The organism is Marinobacterium marisflavi (genome assembly GCF_982447095.1).
The window spans coordinates 2,987,853-3,013,016 of record NZ_OZ457898.1 but is presented as its reverse complement, the minus strand read 5'-3'; the positions used below and the strand labels follow the sequence as shown (position 1 = coordinate 3,013,016).

Annotated in this window: 23 protein-coding genes; 10 read left to right on the top strand and 13 right to left on the bottom strand. The window is 53.3% G+C overall.

Annotation, left to right across the window (positions count from 1 at the left end; genetic code table 11):
- The first annotated feature begins 10 nt into the window (after positions 1–10).
- A complete protein-coding gene (fba, locus tag AC1WNR_RS14820; protein ID WP_481645265.1) occupies positions 11–1,075 on the top strand; it encodes a class II fructose-bisphosphate aldolase in 1,065 nt (354 codons plus the stop codon).
- A gap of 376 nt (positions 1,076–1,451) precedes the next feature.
- Entirely contained in the window at positions 1,452–2,435 is a 984-nt protein-coding gene (locus tag AC1WNR_RS14815) for a serine/threonine protein kinase (protein WP_481645264.1), read from the top strand.
- Between the two features lie 109 nt (positions 2,436–2,544).
- On the opposite strand, the gene dbpA is transcribed toward AC1WNR_RS14815, so the two are convergent.
- Both dbpA and AC1WNR_RS14805 read right to left on the bottom strand, forming a co-directional pair.
- Entirely contained in the window at positions 2,545–3,924 is a 1,380-nt protein-coding gene (gene dbpA, locus AC1WNR_RS14810; RefSeq protein ID WP_481645263.1) for an ATP-dependent RNA helicase DbpA, read from the bottom strand.
- Between the two features lie 54 nt (positions 3,925–3,978).
- Positions 3,979–4,839, bottom strand: coding sequence for an NAD-dependent protein deacetylase (locus AC1WNR_RS14805; RefSeq protein WP_481645262.1), 861 nt, complete (start codon positions 4,837–4,839; stop codon positions 3,979–3,981).
- Between the two features lie 82 nt (positions 4,840–4,921).
- On the opposite strand from AC1WNR_RS14805, the gene AC1WNR_RS14800 reads away from it, so the two are divergent.
- Positions 4,922–5,590 (top strand): 2OG-Fe(II) oxygenase, encoded by a 669-nt coding sequence (locus tag AC1WNR_RS14800; protein WP_481645261.1) that lies wholly within the window; start codon positions 4,922–4,924, stop codon positions 5,588–5,590.
- Between the two features lie 159 nt (positions 5,591–5,749).
- Positions 5,750–6,895 (top strand): hypothetical protein, encoded by a 1,146-nt coding sequence (locus AC1WNR_RS14795; protein WP_481645260.1) that lies wholly within the window; start codon positions 5,750–5,752, stop codon positions 6,893–6,895.
- Between the two features lie 50 nt (positions 6,896–6,945).
- Here AC1WNR_RS14795 and AC1WNR_RS14790 read toward each other — a convergent pair whose 3' ends face one another.
- The 3 genes from AC1WNR_RS14790 to ppnP all read right to left on the bottom strand — a co-directional run bounded on the left by AC1WNR_RS14790 (position 6,946) and on the right by ppnP (position 11,338).
- Entirely contained in the window at positions 6,946–9,108 is a 2,163-nt protein-coding gene (locus tag AC1WNR_RS14790; RefSeq protein ID WP_481645259.1) for a malate synthase G, read from the bottom strand.
- Positions 9,109–9,481: 373 nt separating this feature from the next.
- Positions 9,482–10,714 (bottom strand): phosphoglycerate dehydrogenase, encoded by a 1,233-nt coding sequence (serA, locus tag AC1WNR_RS14785; protein ID WP_481645258.1) that lies wholly within the window; start codon positions 10,712–10,714, stop codon positions 9,482–9,484.
- A gap of 342 nt (positions 10,715–11,056) precedes the next feature.
- Positions 11,057–11,338, bottom strand: a complete 282-nt coding sequence (gene ppnP, locus AC1WNR_RS14780) for a pyrimidine/purine nucleoside phosphorylase (RefSeq protein WP_481645257.1) — start codon at positions 11,336–11,338, stop codon at positions 11,057–11,059.
- A gap of 102 nt (positions 11,339–11,440) precedes the next feature.
- Here ppnP and AC1WNR_RS14775 point away from each other — a divergent pair, with 102 nt between their 5' ends.
- From AC1WNR_RS14775 to AC1WNR_RS14765, 3 genes are read left to right on the top strand one after another with little or no spacing between them, the layout of a single operon-like run.
- The gene (locus AC1WNR_RS14775) at positions 11,441–12,625 is read left to right on the top strand and encodes an MFS transporter (protein WP_481645256.1); all 1,185 of its coding nucleotides are present in this window, start codon (positions 11,441–11,443) and stop codon (positions 12,623–12,625) included.
- 54 nt (positions 12,626–12,679) lie between these two features.
- Positions 12,680–13,381, top strand: a complete 702-nt coding sequence (locus tag AC1WNR_RS14770; protein WP_481645255.1) for an SDR family NAD(P)-dependent oxidoreductase — start codon at positions 12,680–12,682, stop codon at positions 13,379–13,381.
- A gap of 47 nt (positions 13,382–13,428) precedes the next feature.
- A complete protein-coding gene (locus tag AC1WNR_RS14765) occupies positions 13,429–13,842 on the top strand; it encodes a CopD family protein (RefSeq protein WP_481645254.1) in 414 nt (137 codons plus the stop codon).
- A 44-nt stretch (positions 13,843–13,886) separates the two neighbouring features.
- Here the strand turns inward: AC1WNR_RS14765 and AC1WNR_RS14760 are convergent, their stop codons facing one another.
- The 8 genes from AC1WNR_RS14760 to AC1WNR_RS14725 form a co-directional block, all read right to left on the bottom strand.
- Positions 13,887–14,495 carry a ubiquinone biosynthesis accessory factor UbiJ gene (locus AC1WNR_RS14760; protein WP_481645253.1) on the bottom strand — a complete coding sequence of 203 codons (609 nt, stop codon included), beginning with the start codon at positions 14,493–14,495 and terminating at the stop codon, positions 13,887–13,889.
- A gap of 3 nt (positions 14,496–14,498) precedes the next feature.
- A complete protein-coding gene (gene ubiE / locus AC1WNR_RS14755; RefSeq protein WP_481645252.1) occupies positions 14,499–15,251 on the bottom strand; it encodes a bifunctional demethylmenaquinone methyltransferase/2-methoxy-6-polyprenyl-1,4-benzoquinol methylase UbiE in 753 nt (250 codons plus the stop codon).
- A gap of 78 nt (positions 15,252–15,329) precedes the next feature.
- Positions 15,330–15,707: a gamma-butyrobetaine hydroxylase family protein gene (locus tag AC1WNR_RS14750; protein ID WP_481645251.1), complete on the bottom strand. Its 378-nt coding sequence runs from the start codon at positions 15,705–15,707 to the stop codon at positions 15,330–15,332.
- 14 nt (positions 15,708–15,721) lie between these two features.
- Positions 15,722–17,050 (bottom strand): ATP-dependent protease ATPase subunit HslU, encoded by a 1,329-nt coding sequence (gene hslU, locus AC1WNR_RS14745; RefSeq protein WP_481645250.1) that lies wholly within the window; start codon positions 17,048–17,050, stop codon positions 15,722–15,724.
- Positions 17,051–17,061: 11 nt separating this feature from the next.
- On the bottom strand, positions 17,062–17,592 hold the full coding sequence (gene hslV / locus AC1WNR_RS14740) for an ATP-dependent protease subunit HslV (RefSeq protein WP_481645249.1): 531 nt from the start codon (positions 17,590–17,592) through the stop codon (positions 17,062–17,064).
- 63 nt (positions 17,593–17,655) lie between these two features.
- Complete coding sequence (locus tag AC1WNR_RS14735) at positions 17,656–18,336, bottom strand: SPOR domain-containing protein (RefSeq protein ID WP_481645248.1); 681 nt, start codon at positions 18,334–18,336, stop codon at positions 17,656–17,658.
- A 3-nt stretch (positions 18,337–18,339) separates the two neighbouring features.
- The gene (gene argS / locus AC1WNR_RS14730; RefSeq protein WP_481645247.1) at positions 18,340–20,097 is read right to left on the bottom strand and encodes an arginine--tRNA ligase; all 1,758 of its coding nucleotides are present in this window, start codon (positions 20,095–20,097) and stop codon (positions 18,340–18,342) included.
- A gap of 115 nt (positions 20,098–20,212) precedes the next feature.
- Positions 20,213–22,396, bottom strand: a complete 2,184-nt coding sequence (locus AC1WNR_RS14725; protein ID WP_481645246.1) for a primosomal protein N' — start codon at positions 22,394–22,396, stop codon at positions 20,213–20,215.
- Between the two features lie 238 nt (positions 22,397–22,634).
- Here AC1WNR_RS14725 and rpmE point away from each other — a divergent pair, with 238 nt between their 5' ends.
- The 3 genes from rpmE (at position 22,635) to AC1WNR_RS14710 (ending at position 25,081) form a co-directional block, all read left to right on the top strand.
- Positions 22,635–22,850 (top strand): 50S ribosomal protein L31, encoded by a 216-nt coding sequence (gene rpmE / locus AC1WNR_RS14720; RefSeq protein WP_481645245.1) that lies wholly within the window; start codon positions 22,635–22,637, stop codon positions 22,848–22,850.
- Between the two features lie 11 nt (positions 22,851–22,861).
- Positions 22,862–23,650, top strand: coding sequence for a thermonuclease family protein (locus AC1WNR_RS14715; RefSeq protein WP_481645244.1), 789 nt, complete (start codon positions 22,862–22,864; stop codon positions 23,648–23,650).
- Between the two features lie 183 nt (positions 23,651–23,833).
- Positions 23,834–25,081, top strand: coding sequence for a malic enzyme-like NAD(P)-binding protein (locus AC1WNR_RS14710; RefSeq protein WP_481645243.1), 1,248 nt, complete (start codon positions 23,834–23,836; stop codon positions 25,079–25,081).
- The last annotated feature ends 83 nt before the right edge of the window (positions 25,082–25,164 follow it).

Here is a 25,164-nt window from a genome sequence, read left to right as displayed (position 1 = left end):
AGGAGACTTCATGGCCCTAATTTCAATGCGTCAGCTGTTAGACCACGCCGCAGAGCATGGCTACGGCATCCCAGCATTTAACGTCAATAACCTCGAGCAGATGCGTGCCATCATGGAAGCGGCTAACCGTGCCGATGCGCCCGTCATTGTTCAAGCCTCTGCAGGTGCACGTAAATATGCAGGTTCGAACTTCTTGCGCCATATGATTCTGGCTGCAATTGAGGAGTTCCCACATATACCTGTTTGCATGCACCAAGACCACGGTACTAGCCCAGCGGTCTGCCAGCGTTCCATCCAGCTCGGTTTCTCATCAGTCATGATGGATGGCTCGCTCGGTGAAGATGGCAAAACGCCAACCAGCTACGACTACAACGTGGATGTAACGCGCCGCACTGTTGAGATGGCACACGCTTGTGGTGTCTCAGTTGAGGGTGAGCTTGGCTGCCTAGGCTCACTTGAGACGGGTGAAGCTGGCGAAGAGGATGGCATCGGCGCTGAGGGTAAGCTGACCCATAACCAGATGCTGACTGACCCAGAAGAGGCGGCTCAGTTCGTTAAGGCGACTCAGGTTGACGCTCTGGCCATTGCTGTGGGTACTTCTCACGGTGCCTACAAGTTTACGCGTCCACCTACCGGTGACATTCTGGCGGTAGATCGCATCCGCGCTATTCACGAGCGTATCCCGGGAACTCATTTGGTTATGCACGGCTCATCCTCTGTGCCGCAGGAGTGGCTCAAGGTGATCAACGAGTTTGGCGGCGCGATTCCGGAAACTTACGGTGTCCCTGTTGAGCAGATTGTGGAAGGCATTAAGCACGGCGTGCGTAAGGTCAATATCGACACTGACCTGCGGCTGGCCTCGACTGGTACGATTCGTCAGTTTATGGCTCAGAACCCAGCTGAGTTTGACCCGCGTAAGTACCTGGCGAAGACCATTAAGGCGATGTCTGATATCGCCTTCGCGCGTTACGAAGCCTTCGGTACAGCGGGTAATGCTGCGAAGATCACGCCGATCTCGCTGGAAGCGATGACCACCCTATACGATTCAGGTGAGCTCGACGCCAAAGTAAACTAATCGCACCCTCACTCTAGGAGGCTTCTGCCTAAAAGGCAGGAGGCGACCCAAAAAACCACTGTACTCTTGGTATCGTGGTTTTTTTGTTTGCGGATGGTCGCACCGGAGTGGCGGAGGCCTTCCCAGACACGCCGTGAATACGTCCCTGTAGGCTTCGTGGCGGCGTCCCTGCCGCCAAGAGTCCGGGAAGGCCTCCCCCACTCCGGTACCCTTTCGGTTCAAGCAAATACGCGGCTGCGAACGTTCGCAAAGGGTAATAACCAGCGGGACAGGCTCTGCCCACAATTTTGGTGAACAGACATTCCACCTCGGAAAGTCCTATGAATACGCACTAGAGACAAGGATAATCCTCGGATCAAGCATTACGGAGTTCATCATGAGCGACAGCCAACCCTTCTACCAGATGACGCCTGACGTCGTAATTGACGCCGTCGAGTCTCAGGGCTGGTTAAGCGATTACCGGATCCTAGAGCTAAACAGCTATGAGAATCGTGTTTATCAGGTGGGAATTGAGGCTGAGCAGCCGGTTATCGCTAAGTTCTACCGCCCGAATCGTTGGAGTGATGCCCAGATTCAGGAGGAGCATGATCTCTGTTTTGAATTAGTTGAACAGGATCTATCTGTAGTGGCGCCGCTCAAAGATGACGAAGGGCGCAGCCTTTTTGTGCATGGAGATTACCGTTTTGCCCTCTATCCGCGTCGGGGCGGTCGAGCGCCAGAGCTCGGCGACATGGATCATCTTTTCACTTTGGGTCAGACGCTTGGGCGTATGCATGCGGTGGGAGCCAGTCGGGATTTTGTCGCGCGTCCGGCGCTGAATGTGCAGAGCTTTGGCTGGGAGAACCGCGAGTTTTTGCTGCAGAACTTTTTACCGACCTCGCTGCGTGAGGCCTATGAGCGGATCTCTGAGGACCTGTTGCGACGGGTAGAGCAGCGTTTTGCCGAGTATTCAGATCTACGGCAGATTCGTGTCCACGGTGACTGCCATGTGGGCAATATCCTCTGGCGCGATGATCTTCCGCACTTTGTCGACTTTGACGATGCGCGTACAGCTCCTGCGATTCAGGATATCTGGATGTTGTTGACAGGCGACCGAGGGCAACGCGAGTTGCAGCTTGCTGAGGTATTAGCGGGCTACGAGGAGTTCTATGAATTTGATCCACGCGAGCTGCACTTGGTGGAGCCGCTGCGTGCGCTGCGTATGATCAACTACGCAGGTTGGTTGGCAAAACGCCATGAAGATCCCGCCTTTGTCAAAGCCTTCCCATGGTTTAATACTGAGCGTTATTGGGGCGAGCATCTGCTCGACCTTAAAGAGCAGTTCGCTCAACTAGATGAACCAGTGCTCAGAATATTGTAGTTAAGTGGCTTGAGAGGGGGTATGCAGACCCTTGGCGGTAGGGAACCGCCACGGAGCGATCAGGGATGACTCGAGCGAGTCTGCATACCCCCTCTTAAGTCACTACCCGCTAGATTTTTCTTACGCGAACGTTCTTACCTTTGAGCGAGCGGTTTCGCAGTATCTCGAGACCGCGGTCAGCCAGCGCTTTCGGGAGGGCTACGAAGGACTGGAAGTCCTGTACACTGATATTGCCGATCTGCTTACCATCGATCTCTTTGGTGGCGGTTAGCGCACCAACGATATCGCCTGGGCGGATCTTGTTTTTTCGCCCTGCGCTGAGCTCTAGTGTGCGCATCTCTGCAGAAAGAACACTGAGTTTGCTCTCGTTTAGACGCGGTGGCTGCTCTGGTTTCAGTTCCATCCCGATCTCTTCTGCAATAAGACCCAGTTTGTACTGCTCTTTTTCGAAGATCAGCGAGATTGCCAGACCCTGTCGGCCGGCACGACCGGTGCGTCCGCAGCGGTGAGTGAATACAGCGCGTTCTCGAGGGAGGTTAAGGTTCACTACGAGGTCGACCGTATCGATGTCTAAGCCGCGCGCTGCTACGTCAGTGGCGATCAGTAGGCGCAGTGAACCGTTGGTGAAGCGCACCAGCATTTGGTCGCGTTGACGTTGGTCCAGGTCACCGTGGAGTATGCCGCTGGAGACGCCGTACTGACGCAGCTCATTGCCTAGATCATTACACTGCTCACGCGTGTTACAGAATACAACACCGGCCTCGGGTTTCGCCTCGGTGAGCACAGCCAAAAGTGCCTCGGTCTGCGACTCTGGATCGGTCAGGTAGATACGCTGTTCGATATCGGGCTGCTGCTCGGCAATCGCTTCAACCTGAACCCGCTCCGGATTAGTCAGTACATCACGCCCAATCTGCGAGATGTTGTCCGGAAAGGTAGCAGAGAACAGCATCGATTGACGGTCTGCCGGTGTATAGCTGACGATCTGCAGAATCTCATCCTGAAAACCCATATCCAGCATACGATCGGCTTCATCGAGCACGAGTGTCCGTACCTGTCGAAGGTCCAAGGTGCCCTTGCGGATATGGTCTGATACGCGACCCGGTGTTCCGACAATCACATGTGCACCGTGCTCCAGCGAGCCAATCTGAGGACCGATTGGTTGCCCCCCGCAAAGCGTTAGAACCTTAATGTTACCGGGGTAGCGCGCCAGTCGTCGGATTTCGGTTGCAACCTGGCCTGCCAGCTCTCGGGTTGGACAGAGCACGAGCGCCTGCACTGCAAAGTTGCGCGGTTTGAGGTTGCCCAACAACGGCAGAGAGAAGGCCACTGTTTTGCCTGATCCGGTCGGTGCCTGAGCCAATAGATCTTTGCCGGCTAATGACAATGGCAGACTCTGAGCTTGTATCTCTGTCATGGTTTTGAGACCCAATTCAGAGATGTTTTCGAGTTGTGCAGCGGGCAGGTTAAGGCTAGAGAATGGAATAGACATGGGTAACCGAGAGCAAGATTAGATTGCGCGCAGTATATCAGAAGGCTAAACCAGTTAGTTCCAATCGATTCCCAACCGATCCGCGCATACCTTCAGCACCGGGGCGATCGGGCCGTCTAGTTTGAGCTGCAATAGCTCATCGGCTCGCGTTATACCCTCAGTCAAAGCAACCTGGGGGATATTTTTGCTCGCTGCATGTCTATTGAAGCGAAAGCCTGAGAACACCTGTAGTGAGCTGCCAACCGAGAGCATTGCCCGGCTACGTTCAAGCGCATCAATTGCCTCATAGACGGTCTCTTTAGGGACATTATCGCCGTAGTAGACGACACGTGCTTTCATAATGCCCTCACAGTGCGGGCAGGTCGGGACATTGAACGTACTGAAATCTGTCTCAAAATCGCTGTCGCCGTCTGGACGGGTCGCTACCGTGAAGCGTGGTGTACTGAAGTCAGGGTTGAGCTCACGACACCAGTGGTGCATCTGATCGCGATCAACCTCAAAGTTACAATCCATGCAGGCGACAATGTCCGCGCGTCCATGCAGATCGATAACGCGCTCGCTACCCGCTTTTTGATGCAGGCGGTCGACGTTCTGGGTAACCAGTAGTTCGACAAGCCCCGCGCTCTCCATAGCAGCCAGAATTCGATGACCGGTATTCGGTTGCGCGTCGCGCATGGTATGCCAGCCCGCTAAGCTTCTTCCCCAGTAGCGCTGGCGCACAGCCAACTGCTTCATGTACTCCTGATGTAACACGGGGGGAGGCGAGCGCCAAGCGCCGGTTGAGTCACGATATGATGGGATACCAGAGTCAGTGCTGATGCCGGCTCCGGTCAAAATAAATAGCCGCGGGTGCTGCTGAATAAATGCCGCAAGCTGTTCACCCAAGGTCTGTTGCTGTTCGGTATAAGAGAGCATCGCTTCCACTGAATTAAAAATGATTGCTAACGCAGGCTTATAGGAATACAAAGCATTTCTAGTTCACACAGGAGTGCCCCTTATGTCAGGCGCCGAGGTTATCGATCTTAACTGTTTTACAGATGAAGAGCGTCTATTCGAGCGTTTTGCGCTCGACTTACAAGCCGACGGCTACTCGATCTGTCCGGGAGCACTTCCACCGGTCCTTATACAAGAGATCTGTGAGCAGCTGTATGGTTTAGACCAGGACGAGTTCAGCAGTGCCGGTATCGGTCGTCAAAATAAACATATGAAGAACGAATTTGTTCGGACTGACCGGATTTGCTGGTTTACCGGGGAAACGGCAACCGGTCGTAGGTGGTTGGACTGGGCCGACAGATTGCAGACCTACCTCAATCGTCGCCTCTTCATGGGGCTCTTCTCCTTTGAGAGTCACCTCGCACACTACGGCAACGGCGACTTTTATAAACGCCATTATGACGCGTTTCAAGACCAACGCAGCCGAGTGCTATCAATGGTGGTTTATCTGAATCAGAGCTGGGGACCGGACGATGGTGGGGAGTTGGTACTCTATAGAGATAATAGTGATCAGGAGGGGATAAAGGTCACTCCACTGATGGGTACCGTCGTGCTTTTTCTTAGCGAAGAGTTTCCTCACGAAGTGTTACCAGCCAAACGGGATCGTTACTCAATTGCGGGTTGGTATCGCGTTAATGGCTCGACACCCGACAGGGTTGATCCACCGCTCTAGCCAGTCGTCGTGATCGCCTTACTGCTCAGGTGCGCTGGCCGAAGAGAAGTATGAGCCGTTTTCAATTTCAGATCGTAAACTTCCCATCGTCTGAACTCTGCAACATATGTAGAATTCCGTCGTCATAAACACACACAACGATAAAAAATGGTCGGTTCAATGAAAATTAAACTCCTCGTGGCTAGCGTCGCGCTCGCCACTGCACAGGTTCAGGCGGGTGGCTTCGAGAACGCACGACTGGACACCTCCTTCATGTACGATGAAGGGAACCTCGTGTCTTTTGGCTCAGTGCGTAAAGATTTCACGGTTAATGGTAGTAGCTTTGGTACCACAGGTTCACTGATCGGTGATCGCAATGCGTCGAATTTGTCTGCGCGTTATGAGGTCAATGATCAGTTGTCTTTTGGTCTGACTTCGTATGACTCTGGTGCAATTCACGTGAACTATCCTGGCAAAGGCGGAACCGGATTGGTTCCTAGCTTTGGGCCGACAGTGAATGTAACTGCAGATATGATAGCTCTTATTGTTCGCTACTCGTTTAATGAAAATGCATCCGTATTGGCTGGCGTAAAAAACGAAAAATTTGCTGTCCAAGATGCAGATATTTTTGGCGTCCCGATCTATGTTGGTACGCTCATAGCAACTGGCAATACGGCAACCGCGGAGACTGCGGCTGCTTCCCGAACTGCACCGATAGTTGATTCTGGTAGTGACGCGTCTCCCTTCCTAGCGGTGAGCTACGAATTACCAAAGATAGCAGCGAGGGTGGAATTTCTTTATCAAGCTAAAACATCAGTTTCGCTTCAATCCACGTGTGGTCTATCAAGTTGTGTCACCGACCAGACTACTGGTGGAAGCCCAGAGTACATGACGCTCAATTTTCAGACTGGCATCATGCAGGACACATTATTGCTCGGGTCAATTCACCGGGGTAAATGGAGCAAGTCACAGTTAAGCGTCGCGGATAACGAAGTCGATTCACTTGCTGGACCTACTTCAGCTTTTAAAGACTCGACTGAATACTCGTTGGGCATAGCCCGACGGATAAACAACAACCTTGCTATCTCAGCGAGCTACAACTGGGAAAATTCGAGTGGTGGTACGACCGATAGTCTTTTTACCGTGAACAACGGTTACAAAGGTATTACTTTGGGTGCTCGCTACGCGGTAGAGAATGTTGAGTTCTCTCTAGGCTACAATATTACTAAGCTGGGTGACATAACCTATGCTAGTGGCGTTGGTACTAACCGACTCGAAGGTAACGATGTCAGTGCAATAGGCGCAAAGGTGACGATGAGATTTTGAGTTGAACATAAAAAAGCCGGGCTTCGCCCGGCTTTTTAGACTCTGCACTATTACTGAGCCGCTTTAAGCTCCAGACGGCGAGCATGTAGCGCTGGCTCGGTGTAGCCGTTTGGCTGCTTGCAGCCATCAATAACCAGATCACAAGCCGCTTTGAAGGCGATGCTGTTGTCGAAGTTGCCCGCCATTGGCGTGTAGGTTGGGTCGTTGGCGTTCTGACGGTCAACGACTTCAGCCATGCGCTTCAGGGTCTCCATCACCTGCTCTTCTGAACAGATGCCGTGACGGATCCAGTTAGCGATGTGCTGGCTGGAGATACGCAGAGTTGCGCGGTCTTCCATCAGGCCGACGTCATTGATGTCTGGCACTTTGGAACAGCCGATACCCGAGTCGACCCACCGCACAACGTAACCCAGAATACCCTGAGCGTTGTTATCGAGCTCTGCCTGAATCTCTTCAGCGCTCCACTGTGGGTTGCGCTCAACTGGAATTGTCAGGATATCATCCAGTGAAGCACGCTCGCGTTTCGCCAGCTCTTTCTGAAGGGCAAATACATCCACCTGATGGTAGTGCAACGCGTGCAGTACGGCACCAGTCGGTGATGGAACCCAAGCAGTGTTGGCACCCGATTTCGGGTGACCGATCTTCTGTACCAGCATGTTGGCCATCTGATCAGGCATCGCCCACATACCCTTACCGATCTGGGCGCGACCGCTTAGGCCACAAGCGAGACCTGTATCCACGTTCCAGTTCTCGTAGGCTGCAATCCACTTAGCGGCTTTCATGTCGCCTTTGCGAATCATTGGGCCCGCTTCCATTGAGGTGTGGATCTCGTCACCGGTACGGTCGAGGAAGCCGGTATTGATGAACACGACGCGTGAGCTTGCCGCACGGATACACTCTTTGAGGTTGATCGTGGTGCGACGCTCTTCGTCCATGATGCCGACTTTGATGGTGTTCTCAGCCAAGCCCAGAGCCTGCTCTACGCGGCCCATAAGTTCATTGGTGAAGGCTACCTCTTCTGGCCCATGCATCTTCGGTTTCACGATGTAGATTGAGCCAGTAACCGTGTTGTTGAACTTGCCGTTGTGCTTCACGTCGTGAATCGAGATAGTCGAGGTGATCATGCCATCCATGATGCCCTCAGGTACTTCGTTGCCATCTTTGTCGATGATGGCGTTGTTGGTCATCAGGTGGCCAACGTTACGCACAAACATCAGTGAGCGGCCTTTAAGGGCCATTGGCTGGCCATCTTTGCCCGTGTATTCACGATCGCCATTCACGGTACGCTTGAATGTTTTGCCACCCTTGCTGATCTCTTCGCTCAGGTCGCCTTTAACCAGGCCCAACCAGTTGCGGTAGACGTGGGTTTTGTCCTCAGCGTCAACGGCTGCAACTGAGTCTTCACAGTCCATGATGGTGGTGAGCGCTGCTTCCATGACGATATCTTTTACGCCGGCCTTATCTTCTGAACCGATCTGGCTGTCTGCGTCGATCTGAATTTCAAAATGCAGGCCGTTGTTTGCCAGCAGAACAGCTGAAGGGGCTGCTGCATCACCGCGGTAGCCGCAGAACTGAGCCGCATCTTTCAGACCTGTTGTGCTGCCGTTTACGGTTACGCTCAGCTCGCCATCAGCAACGGCGTAGTTGGTGGCATCCGCATGTGAGCCGCTAGCGAGCGGCGCGGATTCGTCGAGGAAGTTACGACCGAATGCGATAACTTTGGCACCGCGAACTGGATTGTACTCTTTAGTTGCTGCTGCGCCGCCTTCGTCGGAGATTGCATCCGTACCGTAAAGCGCATCATAGAGGCTGCCCCAGCGAGCATTTGCTGCGTTCAATGCGAAACGAGCATTGGATACAGGTACAACCAGCTGGGGTCCAGCCATGGTTGCCATCTCAGGGTCAACATTTGAAGTCGTGATCTGGAAGTCTGGACCCTCTTCAACGAGGTAGCCGATCTCTTTGAGGAACGCTTTGTATTCTGCGAAGTCGTAACCGCTCTGATGTGCGCGGTACCACTCATCCATCTGTTCCTGAATCTGGTCACGTTTGGCCAGCAGCTCGCGGTTGCGTGGAGCGAGGTCATGAATAATGTCAGCGAATGACGCCCAGAATGCGCCGCTTTCGACGCCCGCACCCGGCAGAACTTCTTCGTTCACAAAGTTGTAGAGTTCGCTGGCGACTTGTAAGCCGTTCACTTCAGTGCGTTGCATTCGTTTGTACTCCCGTAAAAATTCTCAGTTTAAGATGCCAGCTCAGGTACTCCTCGGCACCTCAACTGGTTCACTCAGATATGGCTCTACCTTATCGCAGGTTCAGTGAAGTATAAGTAGACATATGGTTAAGATGTGGAAAGTTCTTTTTCACGATATGAAAGATTTGTGGTTTCCAAGATGCTTTGGCTGTTTGTTCATCGTGGGTAAGAGCCCGGGTTACCTATTTCAGAACGCTTTGAACCCTTCCATGGGGCGCTCCGTGTTTGCCTTCCTTGGCAAACAAGGTCTGAAATAGGTAACCCGGAACCTTTGCCTGTGGGCAAAAAAAACGGCACTTGAAGTGCCGTTTTCATATTGTGAAATAGACGTTTTAGAATAGGCGGCGGCAGCGGATTGTGCCGTCGATGGTGCCTAGTTTCTCTAGCGCTACTTCTGAGTAGTCTGCGTCACAATCGATTACGACGTAGCCAACTTTTTCGTTGGTCTGTAGGTACTGACCCGCAATGTTGATCTGGTTGTCAGAGAAGACGTTGTTGATCTGTGACAGGATGCCTGGGACGTTGCGGTGTACGTGCAGCAGGCGGTGTGCGTTGGCGTGCTCTGGTAGAGCAACTTCAGGGAAGTTAACCGAAGTGATTGAAGAGCCGTTGTCGCTGTACTTAACTAGCTTCTCTGCCACTTCATAGCCGATGTTCATCTGCGCTTCCATGGTCGAGCCACCAACGTGCGGTGTCAGAATTACGTTGTCGAACTCGCGCAGTGGGCTGATGAACTCATCATCATTGCTACGAGGTTCAACGGGGAAAACGTCTACTGCAGCGCCCAGTACTTTACCGCTACGCAGTGCGTCGCACAGTGCGTCAATATCTACTACCGTGCCGCGCGCTGCGTTGATGAATACCGAGCCCTGCTTCATCAGTTCGAATTGCGCCTGGCCCATCATGTTCTTTGTCGATGGGATCTCGGGTACATGCAGTGTGATGATGTCGGAAGTCGCCAGCAGTTCTGCAATGGTGCCAACCTGTTTAGCGTTCCCCAGTGGAAGCTTGGTAACCACATCGAAAAACTGAACTTCCATGCCCAAGCCTTCTGCCAAGACACTCAACTGCGAGCCGATGCTACCGTAACCGATGATGCCTAGCTTCTTGCCTCGAATCTCATAAGAGTTCTTCGCTGACTTCAGCCAGCCTCCGCGGTGTGCAACAGCGCTCTTCTCTGGAACGCCACGCAACAACATGATCGCTTCACCGATGACCAATTCAGCGACTGAACGAGTATTCGAGTAAGGAGCGTTAAATACCGCAACACCTGCTTGCGTGGCAGCAGCCAGATCAACCTGGTTAGTGCCGATACAGAAACAGCCGACAGCCACGAGCTTTTCAGCTGCAGCAAATACCTTTTCAGTGAGCTGGGTGCGTGAGCGGATACCGAGGAAGTGAGCATCAGCGATGCGTTCCAGTAGCTCCTCTTCTGGCAGCGAGCCAGTATGGAACTCGATATTGGTGTAGCCCTGAGCGTGGAAAGTATCCACGGCTGATTGGTGTACGCCTTCCAACAACAGGATTTTGATCTTGCCTTTATCGAGGGAAGTTTGTTTGCTCATGTCTGAAAATCGTCCGCTTCTGTGGGGTTGCCCAAAAAATAAGGCGCGGAGTATAGCATAAAAGGCGTATTGAGCGGATTTTAAACAATGCCCAAGGGCGAATTATTTTCAGCGGTTCTTGAGATAAATTTAATCGAGCAGTTTCGTAAGGAGTGAAAATCTGAGGGCTGAGGTAGTCTCCGACTACCTCAGCCCCTCAAGCCCATAGAGAACTTTCAGCTATTTGATCGAGAGCCTTCAGCTGTTCTTCTAAAAAGCCTTCAGCTGCTCTTTAAAAGAGCCTTCAGCCGCTTTTATATAGAGCAGCCCACAGTGGCTCTTATGAACAGCCTTGAGCTGCCTTTATGAATAGTAGCAGAGGTACGCTGTTTCAACGGCAACCTTCACGTCGAACGACGCGTTCGCAGGTACGCTGAACTGTGTACCTGCTGGGTAGGCCTGAAACTCATCGGCACCTGGCAGTTTCACTACGAGTTCGCCGTGGGTCACTTTCATCACTTCGTTTTGGCTAGTGCCGAAGGTGTATTCGCCCACTGCCATAACACCTGAAGTTACAGGCCCGTTAGCAGATTCCAGTGCGATGGATTTAACTTTGCCGTCAAAGTATTCATTTACGTTTAGCATAAATTACTCCTAAATTTTGTGGCGTGATCATATGCGAACTGCTTTCACTTTTACAGCACAGATCGTTAATATGCGCCCACTCTCTGGAAGGAAGCTCTAACTTTGATCGAAGCAAACAGCCCAGCCTACTGGCGCGCGACTTTGGCGTTATGTATTGGATCGTTCATGATCTTCGCCAATGTGTACGTGACACAGCCGTTGCTTCCCACGCTGGCACAGGAGTTTGGTGTTACAGCTCTGGAGTCGAGCTGGACGTTCACCGTTACGACGTTGACGCTCGGTCTCTCACTGATCCTCTATGGTGCGCTCTCTGACGCACTCGGTCGGCGTGGCATTATGATTCTGACACTAACCGGGGTTGTCGTTTGTGGTATCGGCCTGAGCATGGTGCAGGACTACTACGGCCTTCTGGTATTGCGAGCACTTCAGGGTTTGATGCTCGGGGGGCTGCCGGCGATCGCAATCGCTTATGTGAATGATGAGTACGCGCCGCGAGCGTTAGCCCTCGCAGTCGGGCTGTATATCGGTGGCAATACACTGGGTGGTATCGGTGGCCGGCTAATTGGTGGATTTGTAGGTGACTGGCTGGGTTGGCACAGTGCCTTTATTGCGATGGCGGCTGTCAGCACGCTCTGCCTGATCACTTTCGTTTTACTTCTACCCAAATCGCAGCATTTCGAACCACGTCCTCTGCGTCCCGGTTCAATGGCAAGAGCGATCGGTTATCACCTCAAAAATCCGCGTCTGCTGATCGCTTATCTGATCGGTGGCCAAAACTTTTTTATCTTTATCAACCAGTACTCCTACATCACATTTGTATTGGCCGACGAGCCTTACAATCTGCCCGCCAGTCTGCTGGGTATGCTTTTTTTGACCTATCTGACGGGGACTTTCGGCTCGGCTATCTCCGGTAAAGTGGCGGATTACTTGCCGCAGACGCGTGCGATGTCCATGGGGATTCTGATCCTGATGCTGGGTTCGTTGGTCACTTTGAGTGAGTCGATCTGGCTGATCGTACTGGGCTTCTTTATGAACTCCTTTGGCTTCTTTTTCTGCCACTCGACGGCGAGCAGTTGGGTGAGTCGTAATGCAACTCATGCCAAAGCGAGTGCGTCCTCTCTGTATCTGGTCTTCTACTATGTTGGTGCGAGCACTGGAGGCTTCTATCTTCAGCCGTTTTGGTCAGAGTGGCGCTGGCCCGGGGTTATTGCCGGCTCACTGCTGGTGCTCAGTTTTACGCTCCTCCTGACAATTCGTCTGCACAAGAGATTCCTTGCCCCCGCCTAGGGTCTGCTCCTGTCGTATCGACGTAAGAACTTCCGACGAATTAAAGGGGGTTGTATGGCGGACAAATTGGTCGTGGGGGCATCGGGTGGTATTGGTGCCGCGTTCTTTAATCAGCTAAGAGAGCGAAATCCTGATGCGCGGGTGCTCGGAACTTCTCGTCAAGGCAGCGATAGCCTGCTTGCGCTCGACCTTTCAGACCCCGCCAGCATAGACGCCTTTACAAAGCAGCTTAGTGTACTGGAGTTCGCGCCCGACCAGATCATTATTGCGACGGGGCTGTTACATCAAGATGCTATGGGACCTGAGAAGAGCTACCGCGATCTGGATGCAGGCTGGCTGTCTCAGGTGATGCAGGCAAATGCTATCGGTCCAATCTATCTGTTGGGCAAGCTGGTCGGTCTGCTTGAGCGCAAAGCTAAGGTACAGATCAGCGTACTGTCGGCGCGCGTGGGCAGTATTAGTGATAATCGTTTAGGGGGCTGGTACGGTTATCGTGCATCAAAAGCCGCGTTAAATATGTACCTAAAGACTCTGTCGATTGAGTTGGCGCGCACGCACAAAGGTGTTCAAATTCTATCCCTGCATCCAGGCACTACCGATACAGCGCTGTCTAAACCCTTTCAGGCGCGTGTTCCAGCGGATAAACTCTTTACTCCAGAGTTTGCTGCAACCTCGCTTCTTGGTGTAATGCAGCAGGCCGAGGGGGGCGGATCGGGTCAATTCCTGGCCTGGGATGGTCAGACTATTTCTTGGTAGACTTTGCTCCTGGTAATACAGCTGTACTAAGCACAGGAGCTTGCTGAATGCTTTGGGTTAAAACCTTTCATATCCTCGCGATGACTAGTTGGATGGCCGGTATTTTTTATCTGCCGCGTATTTTCGTGCACTTCGTTGAGGGGCAGGAGGCGGGAGAGGATGTGCGTCGTCTGGCGATTATGGCATCCAAGCTCTATGGCTTCATGACCATCATGGCGATCTTCACGCTTGGGTTGGGACTCTGGCTCTGGCTGGGCTATGGCTTTACCGGTGGCTGGTTACACGCCAAGCTGTTGTTTGTACTGCTGTTGATCGGTTTCCACCTCTGGTGTCGAGCTTACCTGCAACGCTTGAAGGTTAACCAATTGACGCGCAGCGGTACCTACTTCCGACTGTTCAATGAACTGCCGTTGCTGATCTTTGTGCCGATACTGATTTTGGTGGTGTTGAAACCGTTCTGACGCAAATTAGGTTCCAATAACTTGTGTTCTTACAGCTAGGGTTCTTACAGCTTCATTTCTAGCAGCTTAGCAATACGGCGCTCTAGCTGTTCAGTCTGGGTGCGTGCTTTAGAGACTCCATCGGCCCAGAGCTCATACTCAGCCCGTGGCGGCAAGGTTTGTAGCTCCTCTTGCAGGTAGCTTTTCAAATTACGCTGGAGTGAGCTTCTACCCTCTTGCACTGCGCCTGAAAGCGGCGCGAAAGCCTGCGCCAGGGCAGAGGTGGGTAGGTCGCCTAGCTGCTCAGATAGCCAGAGCTCCCAGTCTAATCCGGGGTCACGCATAGCCTTTTGAATACGCTGGAGTAGCGCCGCATCGCCGTCAATCTCAGCTCCCTGCCCGAAGAGTACCGAGCGAGGCTCGGTAATGAGTTTGACCAGAACACCCAGCTCGCCTCTCAAACTAACGTCTGCTTCAAATTCTTTATCTTGAGAGAGCTCAATACCTTCCGAGTGCAGGCGAACTAGCAGTGACCAATGTTGCGGCAGCAAGATCAAACGGAGGGTTTTTCCGCTGAGACTCTGCAGTCGTTCGCGGAGCATGGGCCGAGTCTGCAGTAGCAGGTTCAGTGCCGCTTCAACTGACTCAATCAGTGCTGCGTTGATCAGCTCCATAGCCTAGGGCTTGATTCCTGTGTGTAAGGCAACGACGCCACCGGTCATATTGCGGTAACGCGTGTTAACGAATCCGGCATTATCCATCATCCCTTTGAGTGTCTCTTGGTCAGGGTGCATACGGATGGACTCGGCGAGGTAGCGGTAGCTCTCGGCATCGTTGGCGATGACCTGACCCATCTTAGGTAGGATGTTGAACGAATAGAAATCGTAGGCCTTGGTGAGTAGCGGATTGTCAGTTTTGGAGAACTCTAGAATCATCAGCTTACCGCCGGGCTTCAGCACACGCAGCATTGAGCGGATAGCCGCATCCTTGTCTGTAACGTTGCGTAGGCCGAAGGCGATCGTGATGATATCGAAGGTGTTATCTGCAAATGGTAGGCATTCGGCGTTCGCCTGGCAGTACTCGACGTTGCCGCTGACACCTGAGTTGATAAGCTTATCGCGACCCACGTTGAGCATAGAGGCGTTGATATCGGCCAGCACAACTTTGCCGCTCGCTCCGACGATACGAGAGAATTTCTTGGTCAGGTCGCCAGTGCCACCTGCAATATCAAGAATAGTGTGCCCGGCACGAGCACCACTACTCTCAATAGTGATCCGCTTCCACAGGCGATGAACGCCACCGGACATTAGGTCATTCATCACATCATATTTAGCTGCGACCGAGTGGAATACGTCAGCGACCCGTTTCACCTTCTCCTCAACGGGAACTTCGGTGTAACCAAAATGTGTGGTTTTGTTGTCGTCTGACATTGTTAACCTGCCGATTTGTCTTAAATTACCGCCTATTCTATCCAGAGTTAGCCCTGATGTCCCCAGCGAAATCGCATATCAGCCGATAGCGATCATACCGTTATCGCGGCTGCCTCCCTCTTGCTCGAGGCGCGCCAAGTAGTCAGTCCAGTACTCTGAGTGGTGGTGAGCCAATTCCCAGAGGTAGGTCCAGGTATATAGGCCCGAGTCATGGCCATCATCAAAGATGATCTTCACAGCGTAGTTACCACTCATCTCCAGACCTTTGATTCCCACATGACGTTTCCCTGTCTGCAGCACTTCTTGCCCTATACCGTGCCCACGCACTTCAGCCGAGGGCGAATGTACCCGCAAATACTCTGCGGTCAGCTCAAAAGTGCCATCTTCATACACCAGCTCAAGCGTTTTTGAGCGTTTATGTAGATTGACGTTCTGTGGCATTGGGCGTTGTGACATAGTGGTCGGCCTCGTTAGAGAATGTAGTGGCTCAGGTCCTCATCGGCGCTGAGTTCACCAAGGTACTGGTCGACAAAGGCGCGATCAACACTTACTTGCTGTCCGTTACGATCTGAGGCGTTGAAGGAGATCTCCTCAAGCAGACGCTCCATCATCGTATGCAGCCGGCGAGCACCGATATTTTCGGTTGATTCGTTTACCTGGAACGCCAGCTCGGCAATGCGCGCTATACCCTCATCGGTAAAACTCAGTTCCACACCTTCTGTCGCCATCAACGCTCGGTACTGTTCGGTCAGAGAGGCTTTAGGTTCGGTCAGAATTCGGCGGAAGTGTTCAGGTGTGAGTGCTTGAAGTTCAACGCGAATCGGCAGACGGCCCTGAAGTTCAGGAATGAGATCTGACGGGCGTGCCAGATGGAAGGCACCGGAGGCGATAAACAGGATATGGTCGGTCTTAACCATGCCGTACTTGGTCGATACCGTACATCCTTCGATCAGCGGCAGAAGGTCGCGCTGTACACCCTCGCGGCTTACATCAGCGCTGGTGTGATCGGCACGTTTACAGACTTTATCGATCTCATCGAGGAAGACGATACCGTTCTGCTCAACCGCATCAATCGCGTTCTGCTTGATATCCTCCTCTTTGACCAGCTTTGCGGCTTCCTCTTCGGTCAGCAGTTTGAATGCTTCGGCGACCTTGAGACGGCGGCTCTGCTTAGGTTGCTGGCCCATGTTGGAGAAGAGGTTCTGTAACTGGCTGGTCATCTCCTCCATACCTGGAGGCGACATGATCTCTACGCCCATTTTAGGCTGTGCCACCTCTATATCGATCTCTTTATCGTCCAGCTGACCCTCACGCAGTTTCTTGCGGAACACCTGGCGCGTGGCAGAGTCAGATTTAGCTAGCTCTTCGGAGCCGATAGGGCGAGCTGTTGGTAGCAGAGCATCTAGAATACGCTCTTCCGCCGCGTCTTCGGCTTTGGTCTTGTTGGACTGCATCGCCTGCTCGCGCTGCATCTTCAGTGCTTGATCAACCAGGTCACGAACGATTGTCTCGACGTCACGGCCCACATAGCCTACCTCGGTGAACTTAGTTGCCTCGACTTTGATAAAAGGGGCGTTCGCCAGCTTGGCTAGGCGGCGCGCGATCTCGGTCTTACCGACACCCGTTGGGCCTATCATCAGAATGTTTTTTGGCGTTACTTCGGGACGCAGATCGTTGGAGAGCTGCATACGGCGCCAGCGGTTACGCAAAGCAACAGCAACTGAGCGCTTGGCCTCATCCTGGCCAACGATATGGCGATCGAGTTCGTGCACGATCTCACGCGGGGTCATATTAGACATCAGGGGGCTCCTTAAGCGATCGATTCGAGCTGCTCGATAGTCAGATTATTGTTGGTGAATACGCAGATGCCGGCTGCAATGTGCAGGCTCTTCTCTACGATCTCACGTGCGGGGAGGTCGGTGTTATTGACCAGCGCACGGGCTGAAGCAAGCGCGAAATTACCGCCAGAGCCTATGGCAACGACGCCATCCTCAGGTTCAATAACATCACCATTACCGGAGAGGAGATAGGTCTTTTCGGCGTTCGCGACTAGCATCAGTGCTTCAAGGCGACGCAAAACCTTATCGGAGCGCCACTCGCGCGCAAGATTGATCACGGCGTTTACGATATTGCCTTGATGTTTATCGAGCTGCTGCTCAAAGAGGTCGCGCAGGGTGATAGCATCAGCAGTACTGCCGGCAAAGCCGGTGATCACCTGATGCTTAGGAATTGGGTTAACTTTACGGGCGGTTCCCTTCATCACGGTATTACCTAGGGAGACCTGACCATCGCCGCCAACAACCACCTGGTTGCCACGACGCACACTTACTATCGTAGTCATGCTGAACTCTGTGTTTTTGATTCTAAACAGATAGGTGGGGGTAGCCCCCCCGAAATTCAAGGTTTAGTTCGCTTTGCGTTTGACGGGGTGAATATTGAGCTTCTCGAGCTTGTTGGTGGCACTCTTTAGCTCGTTGTAAGTGTTGAAAGGGCCGGTGGTCACACGGTACCAGTCACCCGACTTATTAGCTCGCACATTCGGTAGGCCCGCTAACGTCAAACGCGCGCGCATCGCCTCGGCATCAGACTGCTGGCGGAAAGAGCCGGTCTGCAGCAGGTAGGGGGTGTCCAGCGCGGCAGTTTTAGGCGTGGATTTGTATGCAGACTCTTCGGGTGTCTCTACTTCCGTGTCTTTCAGCAGGTCGTAGAATCCGAAGCGCTCATCCTGCTGTGCCTCTTGTTCTAGCGCGACATCATCCAGCGGCAGGCTCTCCCCGGGGGCGCGTACGGCGGGCTGTTCGTCAATCTTCTGTTGTACAGTCTGTTCAATCGACGGTGTCTCAAGTGTGGATTGCTCTGGCTGAGCCAGCGGCGCTTCACCCGGCTTCATTTCAGAACTGAGAAAGAGGACCAGGCCTCCCAGCGCGGCTGTCGCGAATAGCGCAGCAATAATCAGCCCAAAGGGTGTGCGCTTGGCCTGAGCACTCGACTTTCGTGCTGAGCTATTCTTGGCCGAGCGCGCTGCGGTGGGATTGGTAGCCCCGCCGCTGCGTTTTGGCTTACTCGCGTAGTCGCGACGTGCCATCGATTACATCTGCTCCGGTGCGCTGACGCCCAGCAGTTGCAGGCCATTAGCTAGCACCTGACGTACAGCCACAGAGAGCGTGATACGCGCGTTTCGTAGCTGCTGATCATCGATCAGCATCTTGTGACCGTTGTAGTAGGTGTGGAAGTCCGACGCTAGGTCGCGCAGGTAGTTTGCCAACACGTGCGGTTCGAAATTGTGTGCCGAGTTTTGTAGCGTCTCCGGGTATTTGCCCAGCGCTGTGACCAAGTCACGCTCGGCCTCAGTGTCCAGACGCTCAAGTGCCGCCAAACCGGCAGATTGATCCCAGCTCATACCCTCAGACTCGAGCTTGCGCAGTACCGAACAGACGCGTGCATGCGCATACTGGATGTAGTAGACCGGGTTATCTTTGGACTCAGATTTCGCTAAGTCTAGATCGAAGTCCATATGCTGGTCGGCTTTGCGGGTCACATAGAAGAAGCGACAAGCGTCGTTGCCCACCTCGTCACGCAGCTCGCGCAGAGTGACAAACGAGCCTGAGCGAGTCGACATCTGCACGCGCTCGTCTCCGCGATAGAGGATGGCAAACTGCACCAGCTTAACTACCAAACGCTCTGGATCGTAACCCAGAGCAGAGATCGCCGCTTTGACACGGGTGATGTAGCCGTGGTGATCGGCACCCCAGACGTTGATCACTTTGTCGAAACCGCGCTCGAACTTGTTCATGTGGTAAGCGATATCGGATGCAAAGTAGGTGGTTTGGCCGTTAGCACGTTTCACCACACGGTCTTTGTCATCACCGTAATCGGTCGAACGGAACCAGAGGTTACCCTCTTTTTCGTAGAGATGACCGCTCTGCTGCAGGCGCTCCAGCGCCTGATCGACGTCTCCACTGCTAGTGAGTGAGCGCTCGCTAAACCAGCACTGGTACTCAACGCCAAACTCACCGAGGTCTTCGCGAATATCGGCAAGGATCGACTCGAGACCGGCATTGAACACCTGCATGTAGTCGTCACCCAGTAGCGCCTGAGCACGCTCAATCAATGCATCGATGTGCAGCTCTTTGTCACCGCCAGCCGGTTCATCGGCTGGGATATCGGCAAATACTTCGTCGATGGTACGCACTAAGCTGTCGTCACAGCGGCTTGCAAGGCCAGCGGCGATATCTTTAATGTATTCGCCCTGATAGCCGTTGGCTGGGAAGACTAGAGTCGCGCCTCGGTTCTCGAGGTAACGCAACCAAACACTTGCCGCGAGGATATTCATCTGGCGACCAGCATCGTTGACGTAATATTCACGCTCAACGTTCACACCTGCTGCCTGCAACAGGTCGGCCAAGGTGGCCCCATAGGCAGCACCCCTGCCATGGCCAACATGCAGTGGCCCCGTTGGGTTAGCGGAAACGAACTCAACTTGTACACGGTTGGCGGTATCGACGCTTTGGCGACCAAATTCGCTACCGGCTTCTAACACATCGCCAATTACCGAGTAGATCGCTGAATCGTTGACGAAGAAGTTAATAAAACCCGGACCGGCAATCTCGGTTTTATCGATGACGTTTGATTCTGGCAGTGCATCACACAGAAGCTGTGCCAGCGCGCGAGGATTGGATTTGGCCGGTTTAGCCAGCATCATCGCAAGGTTGGTAGCAAAGTCACCGTGCGCTTTGTCGCGGGTGTTCTCTACCTGAATATTGGGAGCAATCTCGGCAGGGATAACGTCCTGCGCTTTCAAGGTCTGCAGTGCGCTCTCGAGCAGCTGCGCGATCTGTTGTTTCATCAAAATACTCTATGAAAGTCTGCTTGCCGCGGCCGCGGCTCAAAATTTGCGCACATTATATCGGAGCCCCGGTGGCAAAAGCTAATCCTCGCGCTGCATCTCTCGGATCTATGCGTTACTGAGCATCAATAGGGTCAACATCAATGCTTAAACGCACACGTGGTGCATCGGGGTCTTGCTCTATCCATTGGCGTGCCTGGCGTAGCAGATGCTGCAGCGCAGAGCGACGCTGGGCAGTGATCACAAGATAAGCGCGGAACATCCCAGCGCGTTTCTCCATATTGGCCGGGAAGGGGCCTGCAAGCAGCAACCCCGCTTTTTCTGCACCTGCCTGATCAAGCAATTGGCGCAGGCGCATCAGATAGGCTTCAGCCCAGCCCTGGCGCTGTGCCTCAGCACGTACGATGGCCTGATAGGTATAGGGCGGAAGGCTTAATGATTCGCGACTACGCAACTCCTGTTGCGCATAGGCGAGGTAACCCTGCTCCAGCAGTGTTGCCAAAACCGGATGCTGTGGGTGTTGCGTCTGTATTAGAACCGTCCCCGGTTTGCTGGCGCGCCCTGCGCGCCCTGCGACCTGAAGCATCAACTGGGATGTGCGCTCCATTGCACGGAAGTCCGCGCTCAAAAGCCCCGCATCTAGATTGAGAATCAGCACCAGCGTGACATCCGGAAAGTGATGCCCTTTCGCTAGCATCTGCGTGCCCACAAGGATTTGTGGTTGACCGGTTCCGACTTCGGACATCAATTGGTCGAACGCTTGGCGCGAGTGGGTGCTATCGCGATCAACACGTTTGACCGGCACCTGATCAAAGAGTTGCTGCAGTCGCTCCTCAATTCGTTCGGTACCGCTACCATTAGGGCGCAGCTCAGTCCCGTCACACTGACTGCACTGGCGCGGTATCGGTGTTTGCCGGTCGCAGTGATGGCAGTGCAGTCGTGGCGGACGACGGTGCAGCGTCATATGTGCATCGCAACGGGTGCAGTGCACTGCCTCGCCGCAACCTTGGCAAACCAAGCTGGGGGAGAAACCGCGGCGGTTGATAAACACCAGAACCTGATTGCCGGCACTCAAATGTGAACGCATTTGGCGCAAGGCCTCATCCGTCAGGCCTGCCTCTACGGTCTGGTTTTTGGTATCGATGAGTTCGAAGCTTGGCGGTCGCGCTTCGCCTGCCCGTTTTGTGAGTCGCAAGAGTTGGTAGCGCTGCTGTTGAGCGTTCAACAGGCTCTCGAGTGCAGGTGTCGCGCTGCCCAGCACAACCGGAATGTCCAGATTCTGTGCGCGCACTAGCGCCAGATCGCGAGCATGATAGCGAAACCCCTCTTGCTGCTTGAGCGAGGTGTCATGCTCCTCATCGATCAGAATGAGTCCGGGATTCTTCAGTGGTACGAAGATCGATGAACGCGTGCCTATGATAATTTTCGCTTCGCCTGATCGTGCTCGTTCCCAGGCCTCATATCGCGCTCGATCACTCATGCCGGAGTGCAGCGTTACCAGCGGTGCGCGAAATCTAGAGCTGAAGCGCGCTACCAGCTGCGGCGTCAGGCCAATTTCGGGTACTAGGATAAGAATCTGCTTGCCCTTCAGCAGGTGTGGCTCGATCGCCTGCAGGTAGACCTCGGTTTTACCAGAACCGGTCACACCCGCGAGCAGTGAACAGCGGTAGTTGTGGGTGGCGTTAATCTGTTCGACAGCGAGTTGCTGCTCATCGTTTAGCTCAAGATGCGGCTGGGCGAGCGCAATAACGGGGTTTGTTGTTCCCGGCACAGCAATAAAGCGCTCGACGATCTGCAACTCAACCAAGGCGTCCAGAATACGCTTGTCATAGCCAGCTTCTCGCAGTTGGCTGGAGTCTACTCCTGAATTGTCATTCTGTAGGTAGTGGAAAAGGGCTCGCTGTTTTACCGCGCGTTTCGAGATGGTCTCTATATCTGCGCCTGCAGCCAAACGATAAAGTGGCGTGGGCGTTGGTTCGGGGCGCTCCTCTTTCCGGGCCAAGTTGGGCACTAAATGGAGTAGTGCATCACCGACGGGGTACTGATAGTAGTTAGCGGCCCAGACCCCGAGTCGCATCAACTCTTCGTCAACCAGTGGCTGTTGATCGAGTAGGGTCTCGATAGGCTTGAGCTTGTCAGTTGGATAGTCACTCTGTTCGGTGATCTCAGCAATCAAGCCAATCAGCTGGCGCTGGCCAAATTTCACCTGTACGCGTGCACCGACACAGGCCTGATCGTCGATAGGTAGGTAGTCGAAAAGACGATCGAGCGGAACAGGCAAAGCGATGCGAAGGATCATACTGGGGTGTATAAGGCTATAAAAGCATTAGAGGATCGAGTGCCCAGTCTAGGGAGGCTCTTTTGCCGGCGCAAGTAGGCAGCGAGAGTGGTTAAAAAACGCTCAAAAAAGGGATTGTTGTCTGAAAACACTATGCGTATAATCCGCGCCTCGACATTAACGGCGTAATTAACGCCCATGTACGGTGCCTGAACCCGTTGGTCTCAGGTGGCGGTGCATACAAAAAGAGGTTTACACCATGAAAGCTGGTATCCACCCGCAGTACAACGAAGTAAAAATCACCTGCTCTTGCGGCAACGTTATGGCTCACCGTTCAACTATGGCGGACGATATGCTGGTCGACGTATGCAGCCAGTGCCACCCGTTCTACACTGGTAAGCAGAAAGAAGCGACTACTGGTGGTCGAGTTGACCGCTTCAACAAGCGCTTTGGCGCTCGCAGCCTGAAGAAGTAAGAGCTGCATTCATGTTGAAACTAAAAAAGGCACTTTCGAGTGCCTTTTTTGTTGCCTGGGTTTCAGCCAATTCGGTTTTTGCTGCCTGTGTCCCCAATAGTGGTCTGGAGCAGGTTGCGATCAGTAAGGTGGTCGACGGCGATACGGTCCGTCTCTCTAATGGTCGTTCGGTACGTCTGTTAGGCATTAACACTCCGGAGTTGAACCCACGCACCGGTAACCCGGAACCCTATGCAAAGGAGGCGCAGCAGCTTTTGCAGGCACTTTCTCGAGGTGCCGAGGCTAAAGTCGTTTTAGGTACTGAGGCCGAAGATCGCTATAAGAGACTGCTTGCCCACTTGGTGCTAGATGGTCGCAATGCAGCTCAAGCGCTACTCGAACGTGGTTTAGGCTGGGCTGTCGTCATCGAGCCCAATACCAGTCAGGCAGACTGCCTCATGGCTGCAGAGAGCCGAGCGCGCGCAATGCAGCTCGGTGTTTGGGCAAACCCCGTTAGGCCTGCAGGCGAACTCAATCGTGGTGGTTTTGCGGTTGTACAAGGTGAGGTGACGCGAATTGATGCGACGCAAAAATATATCTATCTCGAACTTGATGATCACCTGGCACTTCGCCTGACCCGAAAACATTTCAGTCCAAAAGAGATCGTTAGCTTTGGCAAAGCGCTAGGCCGTAAGGTTGAAGCTCGCGGGTGGGTGATTGATCGGCGCGCCAAACTCAAGGCGGGATCTAGATATAAAGGTTTTCTTTTACCTCTCGGCTCCCAGTGGCACTTGAGTTTCATAGAGGCTCGAGATAAATAGCCGTCATTTTTGTCGGGGATCTCATTTCGCATTGTGAGAAAATGCGATCCGTTAGTCGAAACGGGGTTTTTCCGGCAGGCGCTTTTCTATATCATTCGCGGACGACCGATATAACTAGATTTAGAGCCTTGCCGTGTTTGGCGGCCTAAATCGCTATAACCACACTAATTCTAGGAACGAGAAATGTCTCAGGATATGAAACAGGCCGCGCTGGATTACCATGAATTTCCGCGCCCAGGTAAAATCAGCGTAGAGCTATCTACTTCTGCTCAAACTTCACGTGATCTGTCTTTGGCATACTCTCCAGGCGTTGCTGAACCGGTTCGTGAGATCGCAAAAGATCCTGAAAATGCATACCGTTACACCTCAAAGGGCAACCTTGTCGCTGTTATTTCAGACGGCTCCGCAATCCTTGGTCTTGGTAACCTCGGTCCGCTGGCTTCTAAGCCTGTTATGGAAGGTAAAGCACTGCTGTTCAAACGTTTCGCAAATATCGACTCTATCGATATCGAAGTGAACGCTGAGAGCCCACAGGCATTCATCGATACGGTTGCACGCATCGCGGACACCTTCGGGGGTATCAACCTTGAAGATATCAAGGCGCCTGAGTGCTTTGAGATTGAACGCACTCTGATCGAGCGCTGTAACATCCCTGTATTCCATGATGACCAGCACGGTACTGCGATCGTAACCGCTGCAGGCATGATCAACGCGCTGGAACTGGCTGGTAAGAAGCTAGAAGATGCGAGCATCGTGTGTCTGGGTGCTGGTGCGGCGGCAAGCGCTTGTATGAAACTGCTGATCAACATGGGCGCTCGTAACGAGAACATTTACATGCTCGACCGCAAGGGTGTGATCCACTCAGGTCGTGATGATCTGACTCCTGAGAAAGCGATCTTCGCAACTGAGACCGACAAGCGCACCCTTGAAGACGCGATTGACGGTGCGGACGTATTCCTCGGTCTGTCTGGCCCAGATCTGCTCTCTGCGGAGAACCTAGCGAAGATGGCTGCAAGCCCGGTGGTATTTGCTTGCGCTAACCCAGATCCTGAGATCAAGCCTGAGCTGGCGCGTGCAACTCGTGATGATGTGATCATGGCGACAGGCCGTTCCGACTACCCTAACCAGGTTAACAATGTTCTGGGCTTCCCATTCATCTTCCGTGGTGCACTCGATGTACGTGCGACTGCGATCAACGAAGAGATGAAGGCTGCTGCGGTACTTGCTCTGGCAGAGCTTGCGAAACAACCAGTGACTCAGGAAGTGTTGGATGCTTACGGTCTGGATAGCCTGGAGTTCGGTCGAGACTACATCCTGCCAAAAGCGACCGACTCTCGTCTGCTTGGCGCGATCTCTTACGCGGTGGCTAAAGCTGCAATCGACTCAGGTGTTGCTGCCAAAGAGATGCCTGCTGACTACCCACTGAGCTAACCAACTCAGAAAGTAAAAAACCGCGATTCTGTCGCGGTTTTTTTGTGTCTGCTAATACGAAGTGGGCTCTTAACTCTTGGCAG

Coding starts and splice junctions, on each gene's coding strand:
- fba (WP_481645265.1), top strand. CDS start 11: ATGGCCCTAATTTCAATGCGTCAGCTGTTAGACCACGCCGCAGAGCAT.
- AC1WNR_RS14735 (WP_481645248.1), bottom strand. CDS start 18,336: ATGGCACGTCGCGACTACGCGAGTAAGCCAAAACGCAGCGGCGGGGCT.
- AC1WNR_RS14815 (WP_481645264.1), top strand. CDS start 1,452: ATGAGCGACAGCCAACCCTTCTACCAGATGACGCCTGACGTCGTAATT.
- AC1WNR_RS14795 (WP_481645260.1), top strand. CDS start 5,750: ATGAAAATTAAACTCCTCGTGGCTAGCGTCGCGCTCGCCACTGCACAG.
- hslU (WP_481645250.1), bottom strand. CDS start 17,050: ATGTCTAATATGACCCCGCGTGAGATCGTGCACGAACTCGATCGCCAT.
- serA (WP_481645258.1), bottom strand. CDS start 10,714: ATGAGCAAACAAACTTCCCTCGATAAAGGCAAGATCAAAATCCTGTTG.
- ppnP (WP_481645257.1), bottom strand. CDS start 11,338: ATGCTAAACGTAAATGAATACTTTGACGGCAAAGTTAAATCCATCGCA.
- AC1WNR_RS14805 (WP_481645262.1), bottom strand. CDS start 4,839: ATGCTCTCTTATACCGAACAGCAACAGACCTTGGGTGAACAGCTTGCG.
- AC1WNR_RS14770 (WP_481645255.1), top strand. CDS start 12,680: ATGGCGGACAAATTGGTCGTGGGGGCATCGGGTGGTATTGGTGCCGCG.
- argS (WP_481645247.1), bottom strand. CDS start 20,097: ATGAAACAACAGATCGCGCAGCTGCTCGAGAGCGCACTGCAGACCTTG.
- AC1WNR_RS14710 (WP_481645243.1), top strand. CDS start 23,834: ATGTCTCAGGATATGAAACAGGCCGCGCTGGATTACCATGAATTTCCG.
- AC1WNR_RS14790 (WP_481645259.1), bottom strand. CDS start 9,108: ATGCAACGCACTGAAGTGAACGGCTTACAAGTCGCCAGCGAACTCTAC.
- AC1WNR_RS14715 (WP_481645244.1), top strand. CDS start 22,862: ATGTTGAAACTAAAAAAGGCACTTTCGAGTGCCTTTTTTGTTGCCTGG.
- AC1WNR_RS14725 (WP_481645246.1), bottom strand. CDS start 22,396: ATGATCCTTCGCATCGCTTTGCCTGTTCCGCTCGATCGTCTTTTCGAC.
- dbpA (WP_481645263.1), bottom strand. CDS start 3,924: ATGTCTATTCCATTCTCTAGCCTTAACCTGCCCGCTGCACAACTCGAA.
- AC1WNR_RS14765 (WP_481645254.1), top strand. CDS start 13,429: ATGCTTTGGGTTAAAACCTTTCATATCCTCGCGATGACTAGTTGGATG.
- hslV (WP_481645249.1), bottom strand. CDS start 17,592: ATGACTACGATAGTAAGTGTGCGTCGTGGCAACCAGGTGGTTGTTGGC.
- rpmE (WP_481645245.1), top strand. CDS start 22,635: ATGAAAGCTGGTATCCACCCGCAGTACAACGAAGTAAAAATCACCTGC.
- AC1WNR_RS14750 (WP_481645251.1), bottom strand. CDS start 15,707: ATGTCACAACGCCCAATGCCACAGAACGTCAATCTACATAAACGCTCA.
- AC1WNR_RS14800 (WP_481645261.1), top strand. CDS start 4,922: ATGTCAGGCGCCGAGGTTATCGATCTTAACTGTTTTACAGATGAAGAG.
- AC1WNR_RS14760 (WP_481645253.1), bottom strand. CDS start 14,495: ATGGAGCTGATCAACGCAGCACTGATTGAGTCAGTTGAAGCGGCACTG.
- ubiE (WP_481645252.1), bottom strand. CDS start 15,251: ATGTCAGACGACAACAAAACCACACATTTTGGTTACACCGAAGTTCCC.